Source organism: Rhodobium gokarnense (genome assembly GCF_025961475.1).
GTDB lineage: Bacteria > Pseudomonadota > Alphaproteobacteria > Rhizobiales > Rhodobiaceae > Rhodobium > Rhodobium gokarnense.
This window is the reverse complement of sequence record NZ_JAOQNS010000007.1, coordinates 174,738-199,878: the sequence shown is the minus strand read 5'-3', so window position 1 is coordinate 199,878 and position 25,141 is coordinate 174,738. Positions and strand designations below refer to the sequence as shown.

Here is a 25,141-nt window from a genome sequence, read left to right as displayed (position 1 = left end):
CCGCGCGGGGCGGAAATGCGGGCAGGTGCCGATCAGGACATCGTCGGGATGACGAATTCGGCCCCTTCCTTGACGCCCGACGGCCAGCGCGAGGTGACCGTCTTGGTGCGGGTGTAGAAGCGGATCGAATCCGGGCCGTGTTGGTTGAGGTCGTTGAAGCCCGACGCCTTCCAGCCCCCGAAGGTGTGGTAGGCGAGCGGCACCGGGATCGGCACGTTGATGCCGACCATGCCGACATTGACCTTGGCCGCGAAATCGCGGGCGGCATCGCCATCGCGGGTGAAGATGGCGACACCGTTGCCGTATTCGTGGGTGCTCGGGAGCTTCAGGGCCTCGTCGTAGTCGTGGGCGCGGACCACCGACAGCACCGGGCCGAAGATCTCGTCCTTGTAGATCTGCATGTCCGGCGTCACCTTGTCGAACAGGCAGCCGCCCATGAAGTAGCCGTCCTCATAGCCCTGCATGACGAAGTCGCGGCCGTCGACAACGAGCTCCGCGCCCTCCTTGACGCCGAGATCCACATAGCCGCGCACCCGGTCGAGCGCCTGGCGCGTCACCAGCGGACCGTAGTCGGCGTCCGGGTCGTGCGACGGGCCGATCTTCAGGGCCTCCACCCGCGGCACCAGCTTTTCCATCAGCGCATTGGCGGTGCCCTCGCCCACCGGCACGGCGACCGAGATCGCCATGCAGCGCTCGCCGGCCGAGCCGTAGCCGGCGCCGATCAGCGCATCGACCGTCTGGTCGAGGTCCGCATCCGGCATCACGATCATGTGGTTCTTGGCGCCGCCGAAGCACTGGGCGCGCTTTCCGTTGGCCGCGCAGGTCGAATAGATGTACTGGGCGATCGCCGAGGAGCCGACGAAGCCGACGCCCTTGACGCGCGGGTCGGTGAGCAGCGTGTCGACCGCCTCCTTGTCGCCGTTGACGACGTTGAGGACGCCCTCCGGCAGGCCGGCGGCGAGCATCAGCTCGGCAAGCCGCATCGGCACCGACGGATCGCGCTCCGACGGCTTCAGGATCATCGCATTGCCGCAGGCGATCGCCGGCGCGAATTTCCACATCGGGATCATCGCCGGGAAGTTGAACGGCGTGATGCCGGCAACGACGCCGAGCGGCTGGCGCATGGAGTACATGTCGATGCCCGGCCCTGCGCCGTCGGTGAACTCGCCCTTCAGGAGATGCGGGATGCCGCAGGCGAACTCGACCACTTCCAGCCCGCGCTGCACGTCGCCCATGGCGTCAGGGACCGTCTTGCCGTGCTCCTTGGAGAGCAGCTTGGCGAGTTCCGGCTTTTCCTTCTCGGCAAGTTCGAGGAACTTGAAGAACACCCGCGCGCGCCGCTGCGGGTTCTGCGCCGCCCAGTCGACCTGGGCCGCCTCGGCATTGGCGATCGCCGCCTCCATTTCCGCCTTGGAGGCCAGCGCGACCTTGGCCTGAACCGTCCCCAGATTGGGGTCGAAAACGTCCCCGAACCGCCCCGACTGACCGGATACGGTCTTGCCGCCGATGAAATGCCCGATCTCTGCGGTCATTTTTTCTCTCCCTGATACGTTTCTTCATGCAACGCGCCCGCCGCGCATGGCGCGCAGCGGGCTGGAAAATTTGTACCCCCCCGCAGCCCGGAACGAAAGGGCACGGGCGGAGAAATCGCCGGCGCCAGGCGCCCGGACGAGACCCCGCAGAGGCGCCGCCTCACGAAGGCGTGTTGGCACCCGCGATTGTGACGCTATCGATTTCCTGAATATGATCTTGCCGCGCCCGGGAAACGGGCCGCCAACGATACGTTCCAGGAACGACACCGACCGGGAGGAAGGACGATGAAACCGTTGCGGACGGCGCTGATGGCAGGCGCCCTGACGATGGTCGCGGCAACGAGCGCGCTGGCGATCAGCGAGGACATCAAGACCCGCCAGTCGCTGATGCAATCGATGCGCGACGCGGCCAAGGTCGCTGGCGCTATGGCCAAGGGCAAGATGGACTACGACCCGGCGCGGGCGCAGCTCGCCATGAACGTCTTCTACGCCGCCATCACCGGCTTTCCGCAATTCTTCGGCGACGACGATTCCGCCGATCCCGACACCGAGGCCGGACCGAAGATCTGGCAGGACATGGACGGCTTCAAGGCCAAGGCGATGGGGATGCGCGCCGACGCGGCCAGCGCCATCAAGACCGCCGACGACGGCTTTGACGAGTTCAAGGCCGCCTTCGGATCCGTCGCGGAGAACTGCAAGTCCTGCCACGACGCCTACCGGGTGGAAAAGAAATAGGCTCCGGCATGAGGCAACGGCCGATCGCGCCCTCACGACAATGTGTCGGTCAATGCATTGCGTCGCGCTCCCCCGATATACGCGTTTATGCTAGGCTTTATCCAGTGTCTGCGTCACCCATCGGCTGCGACGAAAGGGAAGCGGAAAGATGGCGTGCACATTCGAATCCGGCCGGCCCGCGGGCCGCGTCGCCCCGATCGACGGCGGATTTGCCAGGAGCGTCTGCGCCGGCCTCGTCTTTGCGGCCGCGCTCTGGGGCATTGTCGCCCTGGAAGTGATCCTCTTCTGAGGCGTTGCCCGGGAACGGGCGAAGGCAAAAGGCCGGCTCGGAATGACCCACGAGGGCATGCGGTCTGGCTCGTCTCGGACGCCGGCAGGCGTTCGGCACAGACCACTCCGAGTCGCGGTGATCGCCGTCAGCCCTGGGCGTTGCTCTCCTCGACGATCCACCTGCAGAAGCTGTCGCTGCCGCCGACGATCGGCAGCGCCACCACGGCAGGCTCGTCATAGGGGTGCTCGTCGGTGATCGCCGAGGTTACCGCCGCGACCCGGTCGCTGCGCGTCTTGGCGATCATCACCACCTCGTCGTCCTCGGCGATCTCGCCGTCCCAGCGATAGACCGAGACCATGCCGTCGAGGATGTTGACGCAGGCCGCCAGCCGGTTCTCCACCAGCATCCGCCCGGTCTTGCGGGCACTGGCGACATCGGGAAACGTCGCGTAGATGAAAACCGGTTCCGTCATGGCGTCCCTCCTTTTTCGACCTGCCGCCGGGCACATGCCGGATTGCGGATAAGCCGCATTCGGGCGCTCCCGTATTGGTGCGGTGACGGTCTTCGTGCTACGCCACCTGCCGACGTCTTTCCAGAGCGGATTCCGGGACAGATCGAACCAGCCATGGCGACATTCCCTGCGCCGACACTTGCCATCGCCTTTGCCGCCAGCCCGACCGACGAGGCCCGCACGGCACGGCAGCACCTGATAGAGGAATATGGCGACGTTGCGCCCGATGCGGCCGACGTCATCGTCGCCCTTGGCGGCGACGGGCTGATGCTGCGCACGCTGCACGAGTTCATGGACAGCGGCAAGCCGATCTACGGCATGAACCGCGGCTCGGTCGGCTTCCTGATGAACGAGTTCCGCGAGGACGGCCTGCAGGAGCGCCTGCGCGACGCCGTCCGCACCACCATCCATCCGCTGAAGATGACGGTGACCGACACCTCCGGCACCGCGCACGTCGCCCGCGCCATCAACGAGGTCTCGCTGCTGCGCCAGACCTACCAGGCCGCCAAGCTGCGCATCTCCATCGACGGCAAGGTGCGGCTGGAAGAGCTGATCTGCGACGGAATCCTCCTCGCCACCCCCGCCGGCAGCACCGCCTATAACCTCTCCGCCCACGGCCCGATCCTGCCGATCTACGCGCCGCTGATGGCGCTCACCCCGATCAGCGCCTTCCGGCCCCGGCGCTGGCGCGGCGCCCTGCTCCCCGACCATGCGCGCGTCACCATCGACGTGCTGGAGGCCGAGGCCCGCACCGTCAGCGCCGCCGCCGACCACAACGAGATCCGGGACGTCGCCAGCGTCACCATCCAGCAGGACCGGAAATCGGAAGGCATCATCATGTTTGACCCCGACCATAGCTGGGACGAGCGCATCCTGACCGAGCAGTTCCGCTACTGACCGGCAAGCTTTCGTTAACGATTTCCCGCCGAGCCTCCCCATAAGCCTTTGGATGACTGCCAATTACGTCTTGCCCCTTTCGGCAAGACTCAGGGATTATTGCCGCTTAAGCGTGTCCCCCGGAGGCAGGTACCGTTTTCGGGGCAAGATACGTGCAAAAACAAGCGGCTAGGGCATGTGGTGTCGGTCGAATCGACTGCACGTGTTTTAGGATGCGGTTCGCTGACCGCTGCGCGTGATGCCGTGGCCACAGCGATCTTGTGATCTGCGCATGGGAAAGACCGTTGGCAGCGACCCGAGACATCATGAAGCTGGACCTCTCGAATTTGAGGTTCCTTGTTGTCGAGGACAACACGCACATGCGCCGCATCATCCGCATGCTGCTGACCGGTTTCGGCGCCCGCGACGTGGTCGAGACCGAGGACGGCGCCGCCGGCCTCGAGGCGTTCCAGGCGACCTCGCCGGACATCGTCATCACCGACTGGGTGATGCCGATCATCGACGGGCTGGAGTTGTCGCGGATGCTGCGCAATCGCGAGACCAGCACCAACCCCTTCGTGCCGATCATCATGCTGACCGGCCATTCGGAAAAGAAGCGGGTGGTGGAAGCGCGCGACGCCGGCATCACGGAGTTCCTGTGCAAGCCGATTTCGGCGAAATCGCTCTATCTCCGGATCGCCAACACCATCGTCAATCCGCGCCCGTTCATCGAGACAAGAACCTATTTCGGGCCGGACCGCCGCCGCGCCGAAAGCAGCAACTACCAGGGCGAGGAGCGCCGCCAGCAGGAGCCGACCGACCACGTCGTCAGGCCGTCCCTAGCGTCGTAGCCGCCGGCGCGGAAAAAACAGGCACGCGTGTAGTCGGATTTGGAATGGTTTAACCGGTTGCAGCACACAGTGCTGCTGAATGTGTTCGAGGCAAGAGGACGAACATGGCGAACGCGCCCGGGGTGAAAATACAGAACCCCGTCAACCTCAATCGCAAGGTGCCGGATCTGCCGCGTGGCTCGGCGTTCGACCCCGTGTCGCGCGCCGAACAGGCGCTCGGCAAGCTGTCGAAGACCTTCGAATACTGGATGACCGACGAGATCAGCCGGCTCAACCGGGTCTGGAAGACGATCTCGGCCGACGACGGCATGGACAAGACCACCTACGAGCAGCTCTATTCGGTCTCCCACGACCTGAAGGGCGAGGCCGCCACCTTCGGCTACCCGCTGATCGGCGACATTGCCGATTCCCTCTGCCTCCTGCTCGACGACTTCGCCCGCGATCCCGGATCGGCACCGCTGCCCTTCGTCGAGCAGCACGTCTACGCCATCAAGGCGATCGTCAAGGAAAAGGTCCAGAACGCCGAGGACCCAGTCGGCCGCCAGCTCGTCGCGGAACTGCGCAAGCTCGGCGGCGAACGCGCCGCAAGGTTCGCCGGCAAGTCCCGTTAATCCGCCTCCGAGCGGCGCAGCGCGTCAGGCGGCGATCGTCGTTGCCACGAATTCGCGCGCCGCGTCCCGCGCGGCCTCGCTGGAAAACCGCCTCAAAAGCACGATCAGGTGGTCCGACTGGCCGGGACCGAAACGGCTGCTTTCATCGAGGATGCGGTTGATCATGGTCTGCGAGAAGCGGTGGATATCGCCGCGCTCGCCGTCGAAATCCATCTCCCGGAAGACATCGAGCGCGATCGAGAAGGCCGGGAACGCCGCCTTCGGCAGGCCGGCCTTCTGGTAGAGCGCGCTGAGGCCGGACACCCTCCCCTCCGCGATCAGCGAGGCGACCCGCGCCGCCCGCACGCCGGAGAGCACGGAGAGCGCGGCCTCAAAGAACGCCATGTTGCCCGAACACACCATGCGCAGCAGCAGCGCCGCGGTGAGCTGGCCGCTGTCGCGCAGGTGCTCGGCAAGCGGGCGCAGCTCGCCCGCACCCGTTCCCATGACAAGTTCCACCGTCGCCTTGTCGCAGGCCTCCCGCACGATCCGGTCTGCCCGCTCCCGCCGCATCCAGGAGCGTTCGGTAACGAAGCCGCCGAGCACGGAGCCGAGTCGGGCAATCAGCACCTGGCGGGTCGGGACCGGCAGGTCGGGCCGCGCCAGCAGCGCCTCGCGCACGGCGGGCTCGTCGCCGAGCCGGTCGGCGATCCGGCGCATCGCGGCCGGCGAAAGGTCGGCGCCCTCGTTCTGAACAAGGGCGACGCAGGCCGCCGCCTCGCCGCTCTCCGCGATCGCCGACGCGACGGCGCCGGAGACATGCGGCCGCGCGGCGATCGCCGCCTGGTAGCGCACCTCGTTGGTAGAAGCGATGTCGATCAGTTCGGCGTCGAGCAGCACCGCGGACTGGCTGAGCACCGCCTCGGCAATGTCCGGCAGGTCGTTGGCGAGCCCCAGCACGACCTGGCGCGGCGCATCGAGGCTCGGCGCCAGATGCTCGGCCATTGCCGCGCGCACCCGCGGCGCCGGATCGTCGAGGAGAACGCATAGGGCAGCTTCCGCATCCTCGCGCTCCGCGCCCTTCAGCTCCGACTGCAGCCATGCCCGGGCGAGCGCGCTTGCGGCAGCGACCCGCTGTTCGACCGGAGCGGTCTGCATCCAGTGAAGAAACGCTCTGACGACCATGACTGAACTCCACGCGGGAAAAGACTTGTCGGAGCGTCGGGCGGCGCATGCCGCCTTCGTCCGATCGGTCAAGCCTCGCATGAAGTGCTTAACGATCGGTTCACCCTGTTTGGCAGGATTTTATTAACGATTTTAAGGAGTTCGGCGGTCCAGAAAGGACCCTCAATTTGCCCTCGAAACGGCCCTTGGGGAGCGACCGGCGGACGCTCCGGGGGGTGTTTCCCGGCAGCGGGAGCGGGCCGTTCAGGATGGCGGCAGCAGGTTCTTCGGACCGCGCCCCGACTGGGTGTCGAGGAAGCTTGTGAGGTTCAGCGGCCCGCGCGAGCGCCGCGCCCGGCTGCGAAGGCGTGCGGCATCGCGCGCACTCTGTTCGGCCCGCGCTTCGGTGCGTTCGGTCCTGTCGGTCTCGGTCGCCGCCGCGGGCGTCCGCGTGACGGGTTGGGCCGGCACGGCCGGGGTCGCCGCCGGTGCGGCGTCGCGGTTGCCGAAGAAATCGGGCGCGGCGGCAAAGGCGCCCCAGAAGGTCGGCCCGACCGGATCGGTCGAGGCGTTCGGGTTGTCGCGGAAAAGCACGCTGAACGGCGCGTTCGATTCCGCGGCCCGCCAGCCCTGCTGAACCCGGTCGTTGGTATCTACGGTCGGCGCAAAGGACGTGACGAGGTTCGCCGAGGTCATCTCGAAGGCCGCATCGACGGACCGGGTGCCATTCGCGGCAAGCTGTGTCGTCTGCTCTTGCGCCGTCGCCGCCGGCGGACGGACGCTGGCGATGGCGGTCGCGCCATGGCGGCTGACCAGCGTGTCGTAGACCTCGGAGACGCTGCGCGTCCGGCCGGCGGCATTGTAGAAGATCGAGCGGTTTGCGCGCGCCTGCACCGGGAACACGGAGGCCGCGCTCTTGTCCGGCCGCGCCTCGGCAAGCGAGATCAGCTTGCTCGCGCCGTTCGCGCCGAGGAAATGGGCGATGTAGAGCTCGCCGGAGGTTGGCTCGCGCCCGAGCGAAGAACTCAGTTGCGCTTGGTTCTTCTCCGTATAGGCGCCGGCCATCAGCGCCGAGGCCTTCGGATCGTTGCGCAGGTCGAGGATTTTCGCCCGCATCCGCCGGTCGGCGACCCTGTAGTCGCCGGACGGCGTGCGCTCGATGTGTTCCGCGTAATTGCCGTAGCCGAGGGCCGGACCGGATTCCTTCATGGTCTCCAGCCAGGTGGACTCGATGAACTGGAAGAGGCCGGTCGCCGAAGAGGTCGGTGCCTTGGCCTCGGTGTCGAAACTGGATTCGGTGCCTGCCGTCTGCAGGAGATAGTCGAACGGGGTGCCCGTCGCCCGGCTCGCCACCTGGAAGGCGCGCTCGATACGATCGCTGATCATCGGCGGTTGGATGGGCTTCATCTCTCGCGCCCTCCTTGGAGTCGCGTCGACGGCGCAGGACGCCGCATGTCTGGTCGTTTAGCCTCACAAATCGTGGTTAATGAAGGGTAAAGCGGCGCCCTGCGATTGCACGGGGACGATGCCGCAGTTGCCGCGGCGGCGTCCTTGGCGCTACCACTTGCAAAAGCGACGACGGAGGGAGCGGCGCCATGCCGGGGCTTTATTTCGAGGACTGCGAGGTCGGCCGGGTCATCGCCCATGAGCTCCGGCGCACGGTGACGGAGAGCGACAACATGCTGTTCTCCAATATGACGCTGAACCCGCAGCCGCTGCACATCGACCACCACTATTGCCGGACCGAGACGGAGTGGGGCCAGCCGCTGGTCAATTCCATGTTCACCCTCGGCCTGATGATCGGCATTTCCGTCAACGACACCACCATCGGCACGCTGATCGCCAATCTCGGCCTCACCGACGTGCGCTTCCCCGCCCCCCTCTTCCACGGCGACACGGTGTCATGCACGACCAAGATCGTCGCCGCGCGGGAGTCCCGATCGCGGCCCAATGCCGGCATTGTGGAATTCGAGCACAAGGCGTTCAAAGAGACCGGCGAGCTGGTCGCCATATGCAGGCGTCAGGCATTGATGCAGAAGCGCGACGCTCCGGATCAGATAGAGGTCTAGCCAATGCGCTCGCTGCTTTTCGTTCCCGGCGACAGCCCGAAAAAGATGGACAAGGCGCTGGGTTCCGGCGCCGACGTCCTGTTGCTCGACCTTGAGGATTCCGTCGCGCTGTCGGCCAAGGAGGAGGCCCGCAAGACCGTCGCGGAGTTCCTCACCGCCCACCGCGGCGACGACGGCCGCCCGCTGCTCTATGTTCGGGTCAATGCGCTCGACACAGGCCTCACCGATGCCGATCTCGATGCGGTCATGACTGCGACGCCCGACGGCATCATGCTGCCGAAGGCGATCTCCGGCCGCGACGTCTCCCATCTCGATGCCAAGCTCGCCGTCCGCGAGGCGACCTTCGGGATGGACGACGGCGCAACGCGGATCGTCGTCGTTGCCACCGAGACTGCCGCCTCGCTCTTTCACATGGGAACCTACCGCCAGTGCAGCCAGCGGCTTGCCGGCCTCACCTGGGGCGCGGAGGACCTTTCCGCCGATATCGGTGCTGCCGCCAACCGCGACGAGACGGGCGCCTATCTGGAGCCGTTCCGCATCGCCCGCAGCCTGGCGCTCTTTGCCGCCGTAGCGGCAGAGGTCCCGCCCATCGACACGGTCTTCACAGCATTTCGCGATATGGAAGGCCTGGAAGCGGAATGCCAGGCAGCCGCCCGCGACGGCTTCACCGGCAAGATGGCGATCCACCCGGCCCAGGTGCCGGTGATCAACGCGGCCTTCACGCCGTCGGACGACGACATCGCGGCAGCGCAGAAGATCGTCGCGGCGTTCGCCGGGGCTGGCGACGTCGGGGTCGTCGGCATCGACGGCGAGATGGTCGATCGCCCGCACCTGCGGCGCGCCGAAAAGCTGCTGGACCGCGCCCGCCTCGCCGGAAAAGCCTGACTCTTTATTTTCCGCGTATTCTTGTCCGAACCGCAGGTCCGCGACAGCGAAAACCGGTTCCCACTTTTCGGGAATACGCTCAGACTTCGGGCCGGTCCATCGCGAACACCTGGCCGACGACGGAATAGTCCATGTAGCCGAGCCGCGAGAGCTGGGCGAGCCGGATCATGTCGATGCGCCCGTCGACGATCAGGCTGTCGTCGATATGGATGCCGACGACCTGGCCGAGGATCATGAAATTGCCGGTCTCGCCGCCGTCCAGCGTCGGCACCGGGATGGTCTTCAGGTACTGGCATTCCAGCGCCGCCGGCGCCTCGCCGACCCGCGGCGCAGCCACCAGCCGGCTCGGCGCCGGCGTCAGCTCGGCAAGCTCGAATTCCGAGACGCCGTGGGCGACCGTCGCGGAGCTCTTGTTCATCTGGTCGCGCAGGCCATAGACCGCGAGATTGCAGACGAAGCAGCCGGTTTCCTCGATATTGGTCATGGAGTCCTTCTTGCCGTCGCTGGAGAACATCACCACCGGCGGATTGGAGGAGACCGCGTTGAAGAAGCTGTAGGGCGCAAGGTTCGCCCGGCCCTTGCCGTCGACCGAGGAGATCCAGCCGATCGGACGCGGCGCGATCAACGCCTTGAAGGGATCCCGGGCAAGCCCGTGCTCGCCGCCTTCCGTCTCGTAGAACATGATGGCTCAGGCTCCGGTCCAGTAGGTCATCAGGCGGTCGATGTCCGGTCGGCGCCGGTCTTCCGGCTTCTCGGTCGGCGTACCGATATGGACGAAACCGGCGAATTTCTCGCCGTCCTTGAGGCCGAGCGCCTTACCGGCATCGGCATCGAAGGCGCACCACTCGGTCAGCCACTGGCCGGCGAAACCGTAGGCGTGGGCGGCGTGGAGGAGGTTCATGCAGACGGCGCCGACGGCAAGTTCCTGCTCCCAGACCGGGATCTTCTCGTGCGGCGCGGCGCGGCTGACGACGCCGACGACCAGCGGCGCGCGGGTGAACCGGCTGCGCTCATGGGCGAGCCGTTCGGCATCGACGACGTCGTCGCGGGTCTCGACGATCTTGGCGAGTCGTTCGCCGGCCTTGGCCCGCGCGTCGCCGGCATAGATGATGAAGCGCCAGGGCGAGAGCTTGCCGTGGTCGGGCACCCGGCTGGCGATGGTGAGAAGCGCCTTCAGGGTCTTGGCGTCGGGCGCCGGGTCGGCGAGGTTGACGGCCGGAACGGAGCGGCGGGTGGTCAGGAGATCGAGTGCGTCGGGCATGTTCTTGCTTTCGTCGGAATTTGGACGGTTTGGACTTTCGAAATGGTTTGGCGCCAAGAGGACAGAAGCCGGCCGGTCCTGTCAATAACGCGCGGCGGGCTCAATTTCGAACGCAGCGTTCGCATGTCGCGCCGTTTCGGACTTGAAATCGCCACGGTTTTCGGGGATCGCTGGTAGGAACAACGACAACCGGATTCCGCCGAGGATAGGTCAGCATGCAGGGGCGCGCGATCATGCCCGGGCGAAACGCCGTTTTGAGCTCAACAGGACGCCGCGGGGCCGCCCGTCTCGGCGCCCTTGCCGGTCTGTGCGCCGCCCTCGCCCTTTGCCTTGTCGCCGCCCCGCCGGCCCTTGCCCAGAGCGATGCCGCGGCGATGACCGGCGGCGCGCTGCAGCGCCCGCCCGTACCGATGCCGAAACCCTCGCCCGACGAAGAAGCGGCCCTGCCGCCGGGCTTTTCGCCCGAGCCGGAAGTGCCGGAAAGCGCCACGCCCTATGCGCCCGCGCTCGATGCCGACACCGGCACGCCGGCCGACGACAATGAAGGCACGGTCTATCTGGTCTCGCGCCTCGTCAAGGACGGCGATCCCCTCGACCGCGGCATGATGTGGCGGGTCTATTCCGAAAAGCGCGACGCGGAAGGAAAGCTGACGCTGGTCGCCAACGCCACCGGCGGCGATGCCGAATTCCGCCTCGACCCCGGCACCTACCTCGTCCATGCCGGCTTCGGCTATGCCGGCTCCACGACCCGGATCCGGGTCGAGCCCGGCCGCGTCAACACGCGGACCATCGTGCTCGATGCCGGCGGCCTGAAGCTCGATGCCGAACTCGCCGAGAACCGCCCGCTCGATGCCGACGAGGTCAAATTCGACGTCTATGCCAACGAGACGCGGGGCGAGACCGGAGCGGCCGGCGCCCGGCGCCTGGTCGCGTCGAAAGCCGGCATCGGCACCATGCTGCGGCTCAACGCCGGCAGCTACTACGTCGTCAGCAAATATGGCGCGGTCAATGCGGTGGTGCGCGCCGACATCAGGGTGCAGCCCGGCAAGCTGACCGAGGCGACCGTCTACCACAAGGCCGCCCGCATCACGCTGAAGCTGGTCAACGAGCCCGGCGGCGAGGCCCTTGCCAACACCGAATGGTCGCTGCTGACGCCCGGCGGCGACCAGCTCGCCGAAAGCGTCGGCGCCTTCCCTTCCTTCATCCTGGCGGAAGGCGACTATGCGGTCGTCGCCAAGAACCACGACCAGATATTCAATCGCGAATTCTCCGTGGAAAGCGGTATCGACCGCGAGGTCGAGGTTCTCGCGCTGAAGCGCAACTGACACGACTTGCGGAGAGGCACGCGGGCTTGCTCATTCGACGCCGCAAGGCGTCGCAAGCGCAAACGCGCGCCGGCGCCGTTGCGCCGAAAAGCCTGCGTGGCGCTTGAACGCTTTAACTTAAGCCGCCCTTACGAAATCGAAGCGCGGGCGCGGCTGCAGTTCGTTGCGGCCGAGTGCGTGCACCTCGTCGTGCAGCCGCTCCATCAGTTCCTGCCTGTTTTTCAGGTGCGAAAGCTCGGCATGGTCGATGACCTCGCCGACCCGCACCGGCAGCCGCGAGCCGATGAAGCGCTTGAACTCGCGAACCAGCAGCGACAGCCGGAGCGTCTGGCTGATCCGGCTGACGAGGTGGAAGAGCCGGCTGTTCTGGCCCTCGAAATAGACCGGCAGCACGGCGGCGCGGGCATCGAGGATCATCCGCGCGGTAAACGTCTTCCACGGCAGTTCCACCGCCCTGCCGAAGGGCGAGCGGGCCGTCGCCACCCCGCCGGCCGGAAAGATGACGATGGTGACGCCCTCCTTCAGCAGCCGCAGCGCCTCCTTGCGGGTGGCAAGGTTGAGGAGCATCGCCTCGCGGGTCTCGGAAAAATCGATCGGCAGCGAATAGGGCCGGATCTCCGGCACCTTCAAAAGATCGTTGTGGATCAGCACCCGGAACGGCCGGCCGAGCTGTTCGGCGAGCGACAGCACCGCGATGCCGTCGCCGATGCCGAAGGGATGGTTGGCGACGATGACAAGCGGCGAGGCCGGCAGATCCTGCGGCGGCCACGGGGCACCGGAAATCTCCAACTCGACGCCGATAAGCTGCAGGAGATCGCCCATCACCCGGCTCGACGTGCCGACGATGTCGCGGCGCCAGGTCTCGTAGAGCGCGGCGAGCCGCCCGCGGCCGGACAGCCCCTCCACCGCATGGATCACCCCGCGCTTCAGCCGCGGATCGGACGGCGAGGCGTAGCTCAATTCCTTGAATTTCACCTGCGCACTCCCGCAAACCGCCCCGGCGAAAACCGACTGCCGGGACGATTCGAAAGGTAAGGACAAAACGGCAAACTAACGCTGGCTGTGCGACAGCCTCATGTCAGTCGCACAGCTGCGCAGCGTGACATTTCGCCTTACTCTGCGGCCAGTTTGCGCTCCATGCGCTGGTCCGGCGGCACGGCCTCCTCGCCGAGCACCTCCAGCGCCTCGGCGAGCGGCAGCGCCGTCTGGTCCTTGGAGCCGAGCCGGCGGATGTTGACGGTGTGCTCCTCCGCCTCGCGCTTACCGCAGACGAGGATCACCGGCACCTTGGCAAGGCTGTGCTCGCGGACCTTGTAGTTGATCTTCTCGTTGCGGAGATCGAGCTCGGCCCGGAGCCCGGCGGCGCGGGCCCGCTGGTACACCTCGCGCGCGTAATCGTCGGCATCGGAGGTGATGGTGGTGACCACCACCTGCTTCGGCGCCAGCCACAGCGGAAAGTGGCCCGCATGGTTCTCGATCAAAATGCCGAGGAAGCGCTCCATGGAGCCGCAGATCGCCCGGTGCACCATGACCGGATATTTCTTCTCGCCGTCGGAATCGATGTAGAAGGCGCCGAAGCGCTCCGGCAGGTTGAAGTCGACCTGGGTGGTGCCGCACTGCCATTCCCGGCCGATGGCATCGCGCAGGGTGTATTCGAACTTCGGCCCGTAGAACGCACCCTCGCCCGGATTGATGCCGGTCTTGATGCGCCCGTCCGACTGCGCCGCGATCCGCTCCAGGACCTCGGTCATCACCTCTTCGGCGTGGTCCCAGCTCTCGTCCGAGCCGACGCGTTTCTCCGGCCGTGTCGACAGCTTGACGACGATCTCGTCGAAGCCGAAATCGGCGTAGGTGGTGAGGATCAGGTCGTTGATCTTCATGCACTCGTCGGCGAGTTGGTCCTCGGTGCAAAAGACATGGGCGTCGTCCTGGGTAAAGCCGCGCACGCGCATCAGCCCGTGCATGGCACCGGACGGCTCGTAGCGGTGGACGACGCCGAATTCTGCAAGCCTTAAAGGCAGATCGCGGTAACTCTTCAACCCATGCTTGAAGATTTGCACGTGGCCCGGACAGTTCATCGGCTTCAGCGCGAAGATGCGCTTGTCCTCGGCATCGTCGCCGGCCGACTGCACCTGGAACATGTTCTCCCGGTACCATTCCCAGTGGCCGGAAATCTCCCACAGCTCCTTGTTCAGGATCTGCGGCGCGTTGACCTCGTCATAGTCCTCTTCCAACCGCCGGCGCATATAGGAGACGAGGCTCTGGAACAGCTGCCAGCCCTTGGCGTGCCAGAACACGACGCCCGGCCCCTCCTCCTGGAAATGGAACAGGTCCATCTCCCGGCCGAGCCGGCGATGGTCGCGCTTCTCGGCTTCTTCCAGGAGATGCAGATAGGCCTTCAGGTCCTTCTCGTTGGTCCAGGCGGTGCCGTAGATGCGCGACAGCATCTGGTTGTTGGAATCGCCGCGCCAATAGGCGCCGGCCACCTTCATCAGCTTGAAGGCCGGACCGACCTTGCCGGTCGACGGCAGGTGCGGGCCGCGGCAAAGGTCCAGCCACTCGCCCTGGCGGTAGATCTTGACGTCCTCGCCGTCCGGGATCGCATCGATGAGTTCGACCTTGAAGTTCTCGCCCTGGTCGCGGAAATAGGCCTTGGCCTTGTCGCGGCTCCAGACCTCCTTGGTGAACGGGGCATCGCGCTGGATAATCTCGCGCATCTTTGCCTCGATCTTCGGCAGGTCCTCCGGGGTGAACGGCTCGTTGCGGTGGAAGTCGTAATAGAAGCCGTTCTCGATCACCGGGCCGATGGTGACCTGGGTGCCCGGATAGAGCTCCTGCACGGCCTCGGCCATCACATGGGCGGCGTCGTGGCGGATCATCTCCAGCGCCCGGTCGTCGTCGCGGGTGACGATCTCGATCCTGGCGTCTTCGGTGATGGGCTCGGACAGATCGGCGAGCCTGCCGTCGAGCGCGACGGCGACCGCCTTCTTGGCCAGAGACTTGGAAATGCCCTCGGCGATCTCGAGCCCGGAAATGCCGGGCTGGAACGCGCGCTGGGACTCGTCCGGAAAGGTCAGGGAAATCATAGCATTCTCCTGCTCACTCGCTGCCTACGATTGCAGGTAAGCGGATTGGGGGTCGTCTGTCGGGGCCCTTGGTGCCGGCGGCGGATCCGAGACGAATCGCGGCGGGCGGGAGAAAGGCCCGGTTCTTGCGACCCAATCACCTAATGAATCGGACCCGTTTTCGCAAGGCTCCCGGGTTCCGGACATGGCCGCCAGCGCCGGTCCCGGCTCTTGTCGCCAGCGGATACACCGTTCACCGCAGGTTCAGCGGCGCCCGCTATCCTTGCCATCATAGGGCCGCATATTGCGCCGATAGCACCATCCCCAAGGGGCATTGGTTGGACATTTGAAAGGACAGGATCGATGCCGATCATCTTAGGGACGAACGCCAGCGACATCATCGAGGGCACCTGGCAGGCCGACGACATCTACGGCTACTGGGCCAGCGACACGCTCTACGGCAATGGCGGCGCCGACAATCTCTATGGCGGCCGCGGCAATGACCACCTGGAAGGCGGCTACGGCCACGACTACCTGTATGGCGACCGCGGCGCGGACCTTGCCAGCTACCGGGACGACCCGACCGCCGACGGCGTCACCGTCAATCTCGCCTCCGGCACTGCCACGGACGGCTGGGGCACCCGCGACAAGCTGTTTTCCATCGAGGACATCGCCGGCTCCTGGGGTGACGACAACCTCATCGGCAACAATGTCCGCAACGTCATCACCGGCCTCGGCGGCGACGACCTGATCCGCGGCAACGGCCGGGGCGACACCCTCGACGGCGCCCGCGGCGACGACGACATCTACGGCAATGACGGCAGCGACCGCCTGTTCGGCGACCGCGGCAACGACTTCCTCAACGGCAACAAGGGCAACGACCGCCTCGAAGGCGAACGCGGCAGCGACACCCTCTATGGCGGCAACGGCAAGGACTCGCTCTTTGGCGGCGCCCACAAGGACACCGTGAACGGCGGCACCGGCAATGACGACATGTGGGGCGGCAGCGGCAACGACCGCTTCGTCTACAACAGCTTTTCCGGCGATCGCGACGACATTCACGACTTCCAGAACAACACCGACACCATCGAGATCAATGTCAACGCCGGCACCACGATCGACGACGTGATCGCGATGGCGACGGAATCCGGCGGCGATGTCGTCATCGATTTCGGCAGCGGCAATGTGCTGACCATCGAGGACACCAAAATCTCGCACCTCTCCAACGATCTGGTGCTGGTCTGATCCCGCGCTCCCGCGGCCGCCATCGTGCGGCCGCATGGCGGGGCTAGAGTCCCGATCCTGACCGTGGCGACCGCAAGGAGATGACCGTGACCATCAAAGTCGGCAATCTCGGCAACAACACCCTCAACGGCACCAGCCATTCCGACAGGCTGTTCGGGCTTTTCGGCGACGATAAGCTGTTCGGCTTCGGCGCCTCGGACGACCTCTTCGGCGGCCCCGGCGCCGACCGGCTGGAAGGCGGTGCCGGCAACGACGACCTCTATGGCGGCTTCGGCCTCGATATGGCCAGCTACCGCGACGATCCCTCGGCCGACGGCGTCACCGTGAACCTGTCGTCCCGCGAGGCGATCGACGGCTGGGGCGGCCATGACGACCTGCACTCGATCGAGAACGCCACCGGCTCCGACGGCGACGACCTCCTCATCGGCAACAGCGGCCGCAACCGCCTCTTCGGGCTTCGCGGCGACGACGACATCCGCGGCCATGGCGGCGCCGACCGGCTGGCCGGCCACCGCGGCAGCGATTTCCTCAGCGGCAACAAGGGTAACGACCGCCTCGATGGCAACAATGGCGCCGATACGCTCTATGGCGGCACCGGCGACGACAAGCTGTCCGGCGGCGCCCACAGCGACGTTCTCAACGGCGGCGCCGGCGACGATGCGCTGTGGGGCGGCTGGGGCGCGGACCGCTTCGTCTATGACAGCGAGACCGGCGACAGCGACATCATCAGGGACTTCCAGAACAACACCGACACGATCGCCATCGACGTTGCCGACGGCACCACCATCGACGACGTCATCGCGATGGCGGCGGAGTCCGGTGGCGACGTCACCATCGATTTCGGCGACGGCAACGTGCTGACCATCGAGGACGCGAAAATCTCCCACCTGCCCAACGACATCGTGCTTATCTAGCCGGGAGCCGCAATCGAGCGGGTCAAAGCCGCGTCGCCGGGTCGATATGTTTTCCCGTCCACTGCGCATAGCGCCAGGGCGCGTACCAGCGCCCGGCATTCGGCAGGCGTTCGGGCACCGGATCGAAGCCGCTGGAGCCCCAGGGATTGCACCTGAGGATGCGGGCGAGCGCCATCCAGCCGCCGGCCCACAGGCCGTAGCGGTCGATCGCGGTATCCGCATAGGACGAGCAGGTCGGCAGGTGCCGGCATTGCCGGCCCATCAGCGCCGAAAGCGTCACCTGGTAGACGCGGATGAGCGCGCGCGCGCCGCGCCGCGGCAGCGTTCCGATCACGATTTTTTGGCTTCTTCTGCCGCCTCGATCTGCTCCACCGCATCGACGACGGCATTGAACGTCAGCATCGTGGAGGTGTGCCGGGCGCGGTAGTCGCGGACCGGCTCCAGATAGGCGAGATCGGCCCATTTGCCGGACGGCGGCGCGCCGTTCTCCTTCAGCATCGCTTTCATCTCATCGCGCACCTGGCGCAACTCGTCGCCGGTGGCGCCGATCACGTGCCGCGCCATGATCGAGCTGGAGGCCTGGCCGAGCGCGCAGGCCTTCACGTCATGGGCGAAATCGCTGACCGCGCCGTCGGTCATGCGGATATCGACGGTCACGGTCGAGCCGCACAGGCGCGAATGGGCGGTCGCCGTGGCGTCGGGGTCGTCAAGCCGCCCCAATCGCGGGATATTGCCGGCGAATTCGAGGATCTTTTCGTTGTAGACAGTATCAAGCATGCCGTTTCGCAGCGGTTCGGCGCTTCCAATTATTTTAGCAAGTCCTATATAACGGAAGCGGTTTCGGGGTGACGGACGGGATTGCGCATTCGTCATCGATGCCGAAACATAATATAGTGGTCGTTGCCGCTCCGGTCACCGACCATATAAATGTGGGAGGAAGGAGCGATATCAATGAAACCGCTGCCGTCGACAGGTCCAATGGACGTCATCTCCCGTAGCTAGGTTCTGATAGGTCAGCCCAGAGACATGCCCATGGACGCCATCGTTAAGTCGCTTCGCCCCGCGGACGAGAAGGAAGTCGCGCTGGAGCCGGTCCGGCGCCCGACCCGCGAGGAAGCCGAAGCCGCCGTTCGCACCCTCATTGCCTGGGCCGGCGACAACCCGGACCGCGAGGGTCTTGTGGATACGCCCAAGCGCGTCGCCAAGGCCTTCGAGGAATTCTATCGCGGCTACAACGAGCATGCCGAAGACGCCCTTGAGCGCACCTTCGACGAGGTCGGCGGCTACGAGGACATCATCCTCGTGCGCGACATCCCGTTCTATTCCCATTGCGAGCACCACCTGGTGCCCTTCGTCGGCAAGGCCCACATCGCCTACTATCCGAGCGAAGGGGTCGTCGGGCTCTCCAAGCTCGCCCGCGTCGTCGACGTCTTTGCCCGGCGCATGCAGACCCAGGAAAACCTCACCGCCCAGATCATCGGCGCCATCGACGAGACCCTGAAGCCGCGCGGCGTCGCCGTGATGCTGGAGGCCGAGCACCAGTGCATGTCCCTGCGCGGCGTGCAGAAGCCGGGCGTGTCGACGATCACCAGCCAGTTCACCGGCGTCTTCCAGGACGACCCGACCGAACAGGTGCGGTTCCTGACCCTGGTCCGCTCCGGCAAATAGGCCGTCCGAAACACCGACACTGCGGACAGGCGCCGCCGGGCCATCGGCCCGGCGCGCGACGACCCATGCCGGGAGGCGGTCGGCGGAACGCGCCGATGATCGCCACGGCGGACCAACACGGGCCCCAGTGGAAAAAGGTCAGCCGAGACAGCCGGCTCGCCGCCTGCGTTGAATCAACTCCCGACCTTTAGGCACGGAGGAAATCCGCTGTATGCCGAGGGCGTTCGGATGCTTTCCTGAATCGGCTTGAATCGATTTGTGAAGACCGGCCGGTCCACCGCCCCCTTGCCCGTCCCGATTTCCGATTCTGCCTGAGGGCGTTACGACGAAGCATTGAATCGACCTGTCCGAACTTCCCGCTAACCCGCGCCCTTAAGCGCACCGCCAGAAACCGATTCGCCGCCAACGGGATACCCACGGAAGGTGATTCAAATCCTTGGCCGTGTCCTCTATGGTCCCGGCATTGCAGAACCGATGGATCCGACATGACCGAGACCTCCAGCCCGTTCGCCGAAAGAGCCTCGAAAGACGCGGTGGAAAAGGGAACGACCTTCGCGCCGAAATTCGACGCCGACGGCCTCATCCCCTGCATCACAGTCGATGCCGACAGCGGTGCGGTGCTGATGTTCGCGCATATGAGCCGGGAAACCCTGGCCGAGACGATTGAGATCGGCGAGGCGGTCTACTGGAGCCGCTCGCGCGCCGAGCGCTGGCACAAGGGCGCCACCTCCGGCTCGGTCCAGAAGCTTGTCGAGATGCGCACCGACTGCGATCAGGACGTCATCCTGGTCCGCGTCCACGTGGAAGGCTCCGGCGCCTCCTGCCACCTCGGCTACCGGTCGTGCTTTTTCCGCGCCGTGCCTGTCGGCACCGCGCCGACGCCCGCAACCGAACTCACCGTCGTGGAGGACGGGCCCCTGTTCGATCCGGACGTCGTCTACGGCAACAAGGACAAATCCTGAGGACGCCCGACAGACGTCCTCCGGTCCCTCGCCCCGTCAGACCGTGGTGATGTAGCTGCGCATCTCGGCCGCTTCCTGCTCGGCCATGGCGATGCGGATCTTGACCACGTCGCCGATCGAGATGACGCCGACGAGCGCGCCGCCCTCCATCACCGGCAGGTGCCGGAACCGGCCTTGCGTCATGCGCTCCATCACCTCGTTGATGGTCTCCTGCGGGCTGCAGGTGACGACCGACCGCGTCATGTGGTCGGCGGCCGCGGTCTCCAGCGCCCCGGCACCACCGTTGGCGACGGCGCGCACGACGTCGCGTTCGGAGACGATGCCGGCGATGCTGCCGCCCTCTCCCGTCAGCACGATGGCGCCGATCTTGCGCGCCGCGAGCGTTTCGCAGACCTCCGACAGCGTCGCCTCCGGCGAAGCGGTGATCACCTCGCGTCCCTTGTCCGATAGAATGGCGGCTACGGTCATTGAGTCCTTCCTCCTTTGCGCCGGTGGCAAGAAGGCTGCGCGCGATGTGGTCCCCGACGCCGTTTTTCATTGTGTGTCGCGCACGCCCCGCCCGATCGCGCACGGCAGAGTGCGGCAAACGGACGCATATCGCACAATGATGTCATAACGATGGGCGAACGCAAGCCGCCGTCCGCAACGTCGGTGGAATACAGGAGATGCAGGGCCGGCCGGCGGTCAGGACACCACGGACGCCCGTGGCACCGGGTCGAACAGCGGGAACAGGAGGAGCCCGGCGAGGAAGCCGCCGATATGGGCCTCCCAGGCGATCGTCGTGCCGTCGCCGAAGAACGAGCCGGAGCTGAGCCCGATAACGATGTTGAGGCCGAACCAGACGGCCAGGAACACGAACACCCGCCGGTCGCTGAGCGCCGTCATCAGCGACGGCGCCGGCCGATGCCAGCGGCGCCGGTCGCCGCGCCCGCCGGCGATGTTGCCCTGACCGGAAAAGGCGAACCGCGCCGCTGCCGCCATCAGACCGGAGACCGCGGCCGATGCGCCGATCATCGGCACCGCCTCGCCGAAATGGGCACCGAGATGGACGAGCGCGCCGAACACCGTCGTCACGGCACAGAACAGGAGGAACCGCACCACGCCGAAGCGCCAGGCGACGGCGCTGCCGAAGGCCGCCAGCCAGAACACGTTGACGGCGAGATGCATGAAGTCGCCGTGCAGGAGGCCATAGGTGACGAAGGTCCAGACGTCGGCGGCAACGCCGCCGGGGAAGATGGTGCGCGCGGCGATCTCCGGGTCGTAGCGCATCGGCAGGAAGGCAAACAGCACCATGACGTCGACATCCTGCACCTGGTCGAGCAGGAAGGCGCGGATCGCATGGATGACGACCATAAATCCGCTGAGCCAGAGGATCACCGGCGGCAGGTTGAACATCGGCTCTTTCGGCGCCTCGCCGAACGGCGCGTCCTCACGGTGCGTCACGTCTTGCCTTTCATTGCGCATGCGGCCTCAACGGCCCTGCGGAGGAGTTTGTTCTCGGGCGCGCCGATGCGTGTGTCCCGGGGCGTGGGACCCGCTTTTCGCGACCGCGCCGCATGTCGTGCCCGTCGCCACCACCCTGTCAACCCGGTTGGGCGAGAAAACGGCGTCGCAGGCCCGGATCTACGGGTTTGTCCGTAGAAAAAGCCGCGAAAAATCAGGAAGATAGCCGTTCGGCGTTAACCATTGGCCTTTGCCCGGGTGAAAAAAAGACCCGCGCAATCGCTTGATTGCGCGGGTTGTAACCAGTGCCTCCTGGTCAACTCCCTTTCGGGAATCGTACGATTCCGGTGCAATGACACCCCGAGCGGCGTCAATGGAATATCCGCAAGGTGCCAAAGCCGCCGGTATTTTTCAACGAAAACACCCCGTTATCCTTAATTCCGGTTCCACGGCCCGAACTGGCACGCGACGTGCTGCTAGGCCCGCGGGGAAGAGAAATCGCGCCCGCAATGTTCCGCCACGGGACACGACGGGCCCATTTGGGACAGTGAGAACCAGGGGTGGCAAAATGAAACTCGCCGCAACACGACGGATCTACGATTACTGGAGCAGGCTCCGGGGGGACCAGCCGGCACCGGAACGCCGCGACATCGAGCCGAGCGACATCCGCGAGATCCTCGGCGACACCTTTATCCTGGAGGCGGCCGGCAGCCAGACCTACCCGTTCCGCCTCGCCGGCACGCGCATGTGCGCCGCCTTCTGCCGCGAATTGAAGGAACGCGAGTTCCTGCGCCTGTGGCAGGGCCGCGATCGCGAGGCCGTCGCCACCATGCTGGCCGCCGTCACGGAAGACGCCGCCGCCGCCGTCTTCGGCTTCAAGGGGTCTACCGAGACCGGCAAGTCGCTCAATTTCGAGCTCTTGCTTCTGCCGCTGCGCTTCGGCGAGCAGACGGGGACCTACAGCCGCGTGCTCGGCACCTGCACGCCGGTGGAGCAGCCCTACTGGCTCGGCATCCAGCCGATCATGACCCAGGAGATCGTGTCGGTGCGCCTGATCTGGCCGGACGAGAAGCCGTATTTCCTGCGCGCGGCCGATGCCATCGACGATAACGACATCGTGATCAATCCGGCCGTCGGCGGCATGCTCGGACGCTTCGGACATCTCACGCTCTACCAGGGTGGCCGGCAATAATCCCAGATTGAACAGCGCTTTGTTGTAAGCATCGTATTCATTTAACCCAAAAAGGCGGAATCCTGCGGCGGTCTTACCGCTTGTTAACCCTCTTGCCACTAACATCCTCCGACGCGACAGGGGCCGATCCCGTGCCGCGCAACGAGGCAGTTGGGTTCGCGGACAGTCAATGAAGATCGCCTCCATAGAAACGCACGAGCGCCTGGAAGCGATGCGCAAGGCCGAACGCCGCCAGTTCCAGCGGGTTCAGGTCAGCCTTCTCGGCCGTTTCATGCTGGAGAACCGCACCGAATATCCCTGCCAGGTGACAGACATGTCGCCCGGCGGCGCCAGCCTCGTCACCCCGATCATCGGCAATATCGGCGAACGCGTGATCGCCTATATCGACCATATCGGCCGCATCGAGGGCAACATCACCCGCTACACCGAGGGCGGGTTTGCCATGAGCGTCGACGCGACGCCGCGCAAGCGCGAAAAGCTCGCCGACCAGCTCACCTGGCTCGCCAACCGCTACATCCTCAACCTGCCGGAAGACCGCCGCCACGAGCGCATCATCCCGGACAATCCGATCACCGACCTCACCCTCGACGACGGCCGCACCTATCGCTGCCAGGCGATCGACGTGTCGCTGTCCGGCGCTGCCGTGGTGATCGGCGTCAAGCCGGCCATCGGCACCCCGGTGACCCTCGGCAAGATGCGCGCCCGCGTCGTGCGCCACCTGGAAAAGGGCATCGCGGTCGAATTCGCCTCCGTGCAGAGCGAAGATTCCCTCCGAAAGAACATGTAGCGCTGCAGCGCGCCCTTGATCTGCGCCTGACGACACCGCCCGCCGGCTGAGCCGCGCGGGCGTTTTTCGTTTGCGCCTGCCGAATGGGAGCCGGATCGGCGAACCGGAGCGGCGACCTGCGCCCGGCCCCGCCTGCCGGGAGGCGCGCAATAAAGCGCGCATATGTCCTCAGGCTCCCCTTCCCGTCCCCCGCCCTCGGTGCGCCACCGCCGACGCATCGGACCGGCCTGTCTGAGCCGCCGATCGCCCAAAAACCCAAGCGCATCGAAGCATTCCCAAAGCCTTTCGGAAATCGTTCAAAGTTGACTCAAATGCAGTTCTAATTTTCGTAAAACAAGACAAAAATCTAATATAAATGCAATTACAGTTTAACTCAAATAGTATTACAAAACTTATCTCAAGATAAAAACGTCTCTGCCATAGTGTGACCACCATGAGGGAGGGTAACATCATGGCGAGCAGGCAACAGGGACACTTAGTTATTCTTGCGGCAGTGGGGGCATTGCTTCTGGGTACAAGCACTGCATCCGCCGCACGGCTCCACGCAGAACGGTTCATGCCAACCGCGGGCAACACCACCGCGCCCATCGGTCATGTGCAGTTCTGCAAGGCCAACCGGGGTGAATGCAGCAGCCGGTCGAAAACGGCCAAGGTCGTGCAGCTCACCCGGTCGCGCTGGAACGAGATGATCGAGATCAACGACTACGTCAACGGCCGCATCAAGCCGGTGACGGACCAGGAACTCTACAAGGTCGCCGAATACTGGACCTATCCGACGACCGAGGGCGATTGCGAGGACTACGTGCTGCTGAAGGCGCGGATTCTCGCCGATCGCGGGTGGCCGAAAAGCGCCCTCCTGATCACCGTGGTGCGCGATACGGCCGGCGACGGACACGCCGTCCTGACGGTGCGCACCGACCGCGGCGACTTCGTGCTCGACAATCAGGTCGGCGCGGTGCTGCCGTGGAACGAGACCGAATACCGTTACGTGAAACGCCAGTCGGAGACCGACAGTGCCCGCTGGAAGCGCATAACGGACAACCGCGTCACAGCCGTCGGCAGTCTCGCCAAACGCTGACGCGACAACGGGAATTGGTGAGCGACAGTTTCAGGCCCGGTCGTGTCCCCACCCTCCCCGTCCCCACCCAGACCGGGTCTTGAAGAGCCGGCCCGTTACCCCCGGGCCGGCTCACTTTTTTGCCGTGTGTCAAGCGGCGGTTTGTTCAGGAAAAATCAGAGTTCGCGGAGTTCGCCGGCAAAGCGTTGCCAGTTGCGCACATAGCTGCGGGCGGACTCGCTGAGGCCGGCGATCGCCTTGTCGTCGAGTTCGCGCACGACCTTGGCCGGCGCCCCGACCACCAGCGAATTGTCGGGGATCACCTTGCCTTCGGTGACCAGCGCATTGGCACCGATCAGGCAGTTGTCGCCGATGACGGCGCCGTTGAGGATCGTCGCGCCCATGCCGATCAGGCTGTTGTTGCCGATGGTGCAGCCGTGCAGGATGACCCCGTGGCCGACGGTGCAGTCGCGGCCGATCGTCAACGGATAGCCCATGTCTGTGTGCAGGATCGAGCCATCCTGGATGTTGGAGCCTTCGCCGACCGTGATCGGCTCGTTGTCGCCCCTCAGGACCGCGCCCCACCAGACGCTGGCGTCTTTGGCAAGGATCACGGCGCCGATCACCTGGGCATCGGGCGCGACCCAGTAGGCGCCCTCTTCCGGCAACGTCGGCCCGGTGGTTCCAAGCGCATAAAGGGGCATCGAAAACTCCTCGGACATCGGGTGGGATTCGCGG

The 25,141-nt window shown here is 65.6% G+C and carries 28 protein-coding genes; 15 read left to right on the top strand and 13 right to left on the bottom strand.

The features are described from left to right. Positions 1-32: 32 nt before the first annotated feature. On the bottom strand, positions 33-1,532 hold the full coding sequence (locus M2319_RS14035) for a CoA-acylating methylmalonate-semialdehyde dehydrogenase (protein ID WP_264602092.1): 1,500 nt from the start codon (positions 1,530-1,532) through the stop codon (positions 33-35). A gap of 285 nt (positions 1,533-1,817) precedes the next feature. Here M2319_RS14035 and M2319_RS14030 point away from each other — a divergent pair, with 285 nt between their 5' ends. Together M2319_RS14030 and M2319_RS14025 are read left to right on the top strand one after the other, a co-directional pair. Next, on the top strand, positions 1,818-2,267 hold the full coding sequence (locus M2319_RS14030) for a c-type cytochrome (RefSeq protein WP_264602091.1): 450 nt from the start codon (positions 1,818-1,820) through the stop codon (positions 2,265-2,267). A gap of 148 nt (positions 2,268-2,415) precedes the next feature. Next, positions 2,416-2,556 carry a hypothetical protein gene (locus tag M2319_RS14025; RefSeq protein ID WP_264602090.1) on the top strand — a complete coding sequence of 47 codons (141 nt, stop codon included), beginning with the start codon at positions 2,416-2,418 and terminating at the stop codon, positions 2,554-2,556. 127 nt (positions 2,557-2,683) lie between these two features. On the opposite strand, the gene cutA is transcribed toward M2319_RS14025, so the two are convergent. Next, the gene (gene cutA, locus M2319_RS14020; protein ID WP_264602089.1) at positions 2,684-3,010 is read right to left on the bottom strand and encodes a divalent-cation tolerance protein CutA; all 327 of its coding nucleotides are present in this window, start codon (positions 3,008-3,010) and stop codon (positions 2,684-2,686) included. Positions 3,011-3,163: 153 nt separating this feature from the next. Between cutA and M2319_RS14015 the strand changes: the two genes are divergently transcribed. The 3 genes from M2319_RS14015 to M2319_RS14005 all read left to right on the top strand — a co-directional run bounded on the left by M2319_RS14015 (position 3,164) and on the right by M2319_RS14005 (position 5,387). After that, the gene (locus M2319_RS14015) at positions 3,164-3,946 is read left to right on the top strand and encodes an NAD kinase (protein ID WP_264602088.1); all 783 of its coding nucleotides are present in this window, start codon (positions 3,164-3,166) and stop codon (positions 3,944-3,946) included. A 302-nt stretch (positions 3,947-4,248) separates the two neighbouring features. Beyond that, positions 4,249-4,776, top strand: coding sequence for a response regulator (locus M2319_RS14010; RefSeq protein WP_264602145.1), 528 nt, complete (start codon positions 4,249-4,251; stop codon positions 4,774-4,776). Between the two features lie 104 nt (positions 4,777-4,880). Then, positions 4,881-5,387 (top strand): Hpt domain-containing protein, encoded by a 507-nt coding sequence (locus M2319_RS14005; RefSeq protein ID WP_264602087.1) that lies wholly within the window; start codon positions 4,881-4,883, stop codon positions 5,385-5,387. A 24-nt stretch (positions 5,388-5,411) separates the two neighbouring features. Here the strand turns inward: M2319_RS14005 and M2319_RS14000 are convergent, their stop codons facing one another. Then, complete coding sequence (locus M2319_RS14000) at positions 5,412-6,551, bottom strand: DUF2336 domain-containing protein (RefSeq protein WP_264602086.1); 1,140 nt, start codon at positions 6,549-6,551, stop codon at positions 5,412-5,414. A 243-nt stretch (positions 6,552-6,794) separates the two neighbouring features. After that, positions 6,795-7,937, bottom strand: coding sequence for a lytic transglycosylase domain-containing protein (locus M2319_RS13995; protein ID WP_264602085.1), 1,143 nt, complete (start codon positions 7,935-7,937; stop codon positions 6,795-6,797). A 188-nt stretch (positions 7,938-8,125) separates the two neighbouring features. Between M2319_RS13995 and M2319_RS13990 the strand changes: the two genes are divergently transcribed. Together M2319_RS13990 and M2319_RS13985 are read left to right on the top strand one after the other, a co-directional pair. Next, positions 8,126-8,599, top strand: coding sequence for a MaoC family dehydratase (locus tag M2319_RS13990; RefSeq protein ID WP_264602084.1), 474 nt, complete (start codon positions 8,126-8,128; stop codon positions 8,597-8,599). 3 nt (positions 8,600-8,602) lie between these two features. After that, positions 8,603-9,484 (top strand): HpcH/HpaI aldolase/citrate lyase family protein, encoded by an 882-nt coding sequence (locus tag M2319_RS13985; RefSeq protein ID WP_264602083.1) that lies wholly within the window; start codon positions 8,603-8,605, stop codon positions 9,482-9,484. A gap of 79 nt (positions 9,485-9,563) precedes the next feature. On the opposite strand, the gene M2319_RS13980 is transcribed toward M2319_RS13985, so the two are convergent. Both M2319_RS13980 and M2319_RS13975 read right to left on the bottom strand, forming a co-directional pair. Further along, a complete protein-coding gene (locus M2319_RS13980) occupies positions 9,564-10,166 on the bottom strand; it encodes a flavin reductase family protein (RefSeq protein WP_264602082.1) in 603 nt (200 codons plus the stop codon). 6 nt (positions 10,167-10,172) lie between these two features. Continuing rightward, positions 10,173-10,745, bottom strand: a complete 573-nt coding sequence (locus tag M2319_RS13975; protein ID WP_264602081.1) for a nitroreductase family protein — start codon at positions 10,743-10,745, stop codon at positions 10,173-10,175. Positions 10,746-10,999: 254 nt separating this feature from the next. On the opposite strand from M2319_RS13975, the gene M2319_RS13970 reads away from it, so the two are divergent. After that, the gene (locus M2319_RS13970) at positions 11,000-12,070 is read left to right on the top strand and encodes a hypothetical protein (RefSeq protein WP_264602080.1); all 1,071 of its coding nucleotides are present in this window, start codon (positions 11,000-11,002) and stop codon (positions 12,068-12,070) included. Positions 12,071-12,187: 117 nt separating this feature from the next. On the opposite strand, the gene M2319_RS13965 is transcribed toward M2319_RS13970, so the two are convergent. After that, on the bottom strand, positions 12,188-13,045 hold the full coding sequence (locus tag M2319_RS13965) for a lysophospholipid acyltransferase family protein (protein ID WP_264602079.1): 858 nt from the start codon (positions 13,043-13,045) through the stop codon (positions 12,188-12,190). Positions 13,046-13,182: 137 nt separating this feature from the next. Next, positions 13,183-15,156 carry a threonine--tRNA ligase gene (thrS, locus tag M2319_RS13960; protein ID WP_264602078.1) on the bottom strand — a complete coding sequence of 658 codons (1,974 nt, stop codon included), beginning with the start codon at positions 15,154-15,156 and terminating at the stop codon, positions 13,183-13,185. A 342-nt stretch (positions 15,157-15,498) separates the two neighbouring features. Here thrS and M2319_RS13955 point away from each other — a divergent pair, with 342 nt between their 5' ends. Both M2319_RS13955 and M2319_RS13950 read left to right on the top strand, forming a co-directional pair. After that, positions 15,499-16,380, top strand: coding sequence for a calcium-binding protein (locus tag M2319_RS13955; RefSeq protein WP_264602077.1), 882 nt, complete (start codon positions 15,499-15,501; stop codon positions 16,378-16,380). Positions 16,381-16,466: 86 nt separating this feature from the next. Beyond that, a complete protein-coding gene (locus M2319_RS13950; RefSeq protein ID WP_264602076.1) occupies positions 16,467-17,294 on the top strand; it encodes a calcium-binding protein in 828 nt (275 codons plus the stop codon). Between the two features lie 22 nt (positions 17,295-17,316). Here M2319_RS13950 and yidD read toward each other — a convergent pair whose 3' ends face one another. Both yidD and M2319_RS13940 read right to left on the bottom strand, forming a co-directional pair. Beyond that, entirely contained in the window at positions 17,317-17,628 is a 312-nt protein-coding gene (gene yidD, locus M2319_RS13945; protein ID WP_264602075.1) for a membrane protein insertion efficiency factor YidD, read from the bottom strand. Next, complete coding sequence (locus M2319_RS13940) at positions 17,625-18,071, bottom strand: iron-sulfur cluster assembly scaffold protein (protein WP_264602074.1); 447 nt, start codon at positions 18,069-18,071, stop codon at positions 17,625-17,627. The genes yidD and M2319_RS13940 overlap by 4 nt, the downstream gene beginning before the upstream one ends. 255 nt (positions 18,072-18,326) lie before the next feature. On the opposite strand from M2319_RS13940, the gene folE reads away from it, so the two are divergent. Both folE and hisI read left to right on the top strand, forming a co-directional pair. Continuing rightward, positions 18,327-18,962 (top strand): GTP cyclohydrolase I FolE, encoded by a 636-nt coding sequence (folE, locus tag M2319_RS13935; protein WP_264602073.1) that lies wholly within the window; start codon positions 18,327-18,329, stop codon positions 18,960-18,962. A gap of 485 nt (positions 18,963-19,447) precedes the next feature. Further along, positions 19,448-19,924, top strand: coding sequence for a phosphoribosyl-AMP cyclohydrolase (gene hisI / locus M2319_RS13930; RefSeq protein ID WP_264602072.1), 477 nt, complete (start codon positions 19,448-19,450; stop codon positions 19,922-19,924). A gap of 36 nt (positions 19,925-19,960) precedes the next feature. Here hisI and M2319_RS13925 read toward each other — a convergent pair whose 3' ends face one another. Continuing rightward, a complete protein-coding gene (locus tag M2319_RS13925) occupies positions 19,961-20,392 on the bottom strand; it encodes a CBS domain-containing protein (protein WP_264602071.1) in 432 nt (143 codons plus the stop codon). Between the two features lie 216 nt (positions 20,393-20,608). Beyond that, positions 20,609-21,367, bottom strand: coding sequence for a rhomboid family intramembrane serine protease (locus M2319_RS13920; protein ID WP_264602070.1), 759 nt, complete (start codon positions 21,365-21,367; stop codon positions 20,609-20,611). Between the two features lie 568 nt (positions 21,368-21,935). Between M2319_RS13920 and M2319_RS13915 the strand changes: the two genes are divergently transcribed. The 3 genes from M2319_RS13915 to M2319_RS13905 all read left to right on the top strand — a co-directional run bounded on the left by M2319_RS13915 (position 21,936) and on the right by M2319_RS13905 (position 24,424). Continuing rightward, positions 21,936-22,559: a PAS domain-containing protein gene (locus M2319_RS13915; RefSeq protein ID WP_264602069.1), complete on the top strand. Its 624-nt coding sequence runs from the start codon at positions 21,936-21,938 to the stop codon at positions 22,557-22,559. Positions 22,560-22,728: 169 nt separating this feature from the next. Beyond that, the gene (locus tag M2319_RS13910) at positions 22,729-23,346 is read left to right on the top strand and encodes a PilZ domain-containing protein (protein ID WP_264602068.1); all 618 of its coding nucleotides are present in this window, start codon (positions 22,729-22,731) and stop codon (positions 23,344-23,346) included. Positions 23,347-23,797: 451 nt separating this feature from the next. Next, positions 23,798-24,424, top strand: a complete 627-nt coding sequence (locus tag M2319_RS13905; protein ID WP_406682126.1) for a transglutaminase-like cysteine peptidase — start codon at positions 23,798-23,800, stop codon at positions 24,422-24,424. 155 nt (positions 24,425-24,579) lie between these two features. On the opposite strand, the gene M2319_RS13900 is transcribed toward M2319_RS13905, so the two are convergent. Further along, positions 24,580-25,107 (bottom strand): gamma carbonic anhydrase family protein, encoded by a 528-nt coding sequence (locus M2319_RS13900; protein ID WP_264602066.1) that lies wholly within the window; start codon positions 25,105-25,107, stop codon positions 24,580-24,582. Between the last annotated feature and the right edge of the window lie 34 nt (positions 25,108-25,141).

Coding starts and splice junctions, on each gene's coding strand:
- M2319_RS13910 (WP_264602068.1), top strand. CDS start 22,729: ATGAAGATCGCCTCCATAGAAACGCACGAGCGCCTGGAAGCGATGCGC.
- M2319_RS13925 (WP_264602071.1), bottom strand. CDS start 20,392: ATGACCGTAGCCGCCATTCTATCGGACAAGGGACGCGAGGTGATCACC.
- M2319_RS14035 (WP_264602092.1), bottom strand. CDS start 1,532: ATGACCGCAGAGATCGGGCATTTCATCGGCGGCAAGACCGTATCCGGT.
- M2319_RS13915 (WP_264602069.1), top strand. CDS start 21,936: ATGAAACTCGCCGCAACACGACGGATCTACGATTACTGGAGCAGGCTC.
- cutA (WP_264602089.1), bottom strand. CDS start 3,010: ATGACGGAACCGGTTTTCATCTACGCGACGTTTCCCGATGTCGCCAGT.
- M2319_RS14015 (WP_264602088.1), top strand. CDS start 3,164: ATGGCGACATTCCCTGCGCCGACACTTGCCATCGCCTTTGCCGCCAGC.
- M2319_RS14030 (WP_264602091.1), top strand. CDS start 1,818: ATGAAACCGTTGCGGACGGCGCTGATGGCAGGCGCCCTGACGATGGTC.
- M2319_RS13985 (WP_264602083.1), top strand. CDS start 8,603: ATGCGCTCGCTGCTTTTCGTTCCCGGCGACAGCCCGAAAAAGATGGAC.
- M2319_RS14005 (WP_264602087.1), top strand. CDS start 4,881: ATGGCGAACGCGCCCGGGGTGAAAATACAGAACCCCGTCAACCTCAAT.
- M2319_RS14000 (WP_264602086.1), bottom strand. CDS start 6,551: ATGGTCGTCAGAGCGTTTCTTCACTGGATGCAGACCGCTCCGGTCGAA.
- hisI (WP_264602072.1), top strand. CDS start 19,448: ATGACCGAGACCTCCAGCCCGTTCGCCGAAAGAGCCTCGAAAGACGCG.
- M2319_RS13905 (WP_406682126.1), top strand. CDS start 23,798: ATGGCGAGCAGGCAACAGGGACACTTAGTTATTCTTGCGGCAGTGGGG.
- M2319_RS13990 (WP_264602084.1), top strand. CDS start 8,126: ATGCCGGGGCTTTATTTCGAGGACTGCGAGGTCGGCCGGGTCATCGCC.
- M2319_RS13900 (WP_264602066.1), bottom strand. CDS start 25,107: ATGCCCCTTTATGCGCTTGGAACCACCGGGCCGACGTTGCCGGAAGAG.
- folE (WP_264602073.1), top strand. CDS start 18,327: ATGGACGCCATCGTTAAGTCGCTTCGCCCCGCGGACGAGAAGGAAGTC.
- M2319_RS13995 (WP_264602085.1), bottom strand. CDS start 7,937: ATGAAGCCCATCCAACCGCCGATGATCAGCGATCGTATCGAGCGCGCC.
- M2319_RS13940 (WP_264602074.1), bottom strand. CDS start 18,071: ATGCTTGATACTGTCTACAACGAAAAGATCCTCGAATTCGCCGGCAAT.
- M2319_RS13980 (WP_264602082.1), bottom strand. CDS start 10,166: ATGTTCTACGAGACGGAAGGCGGCGAGCACGGGCTTGCCCGGGATCCC.
- thrS (WP_264602078.1), bottom strand. CDS start 15,156: ATGATTTCCCTGACCTTTCCGGACGAGTCCCAGCGCGCGTTCCAGCCC.
- M2319_RS13975 (WP_264602081.1), bottom strand. CDS start 10,745: ATGCCCGACGCACTCGATCTCCTGACCACCCGCCGCTCCGTTCCGGCC.
- M2319_RS14025 (WP_264602090.1), top strand. CDS start 2,416: ATGGCGTGCACATTCGAATCCGGCCGGCCCGCGGGCCGCGTCGCCCCG.
- M2319_RS13955 (WP_264602077.1), top strand. CDS start 15,499: ATGCCGATCATCTTAGGGACGAACGCCAGCGACATCATCGAGGGCACC.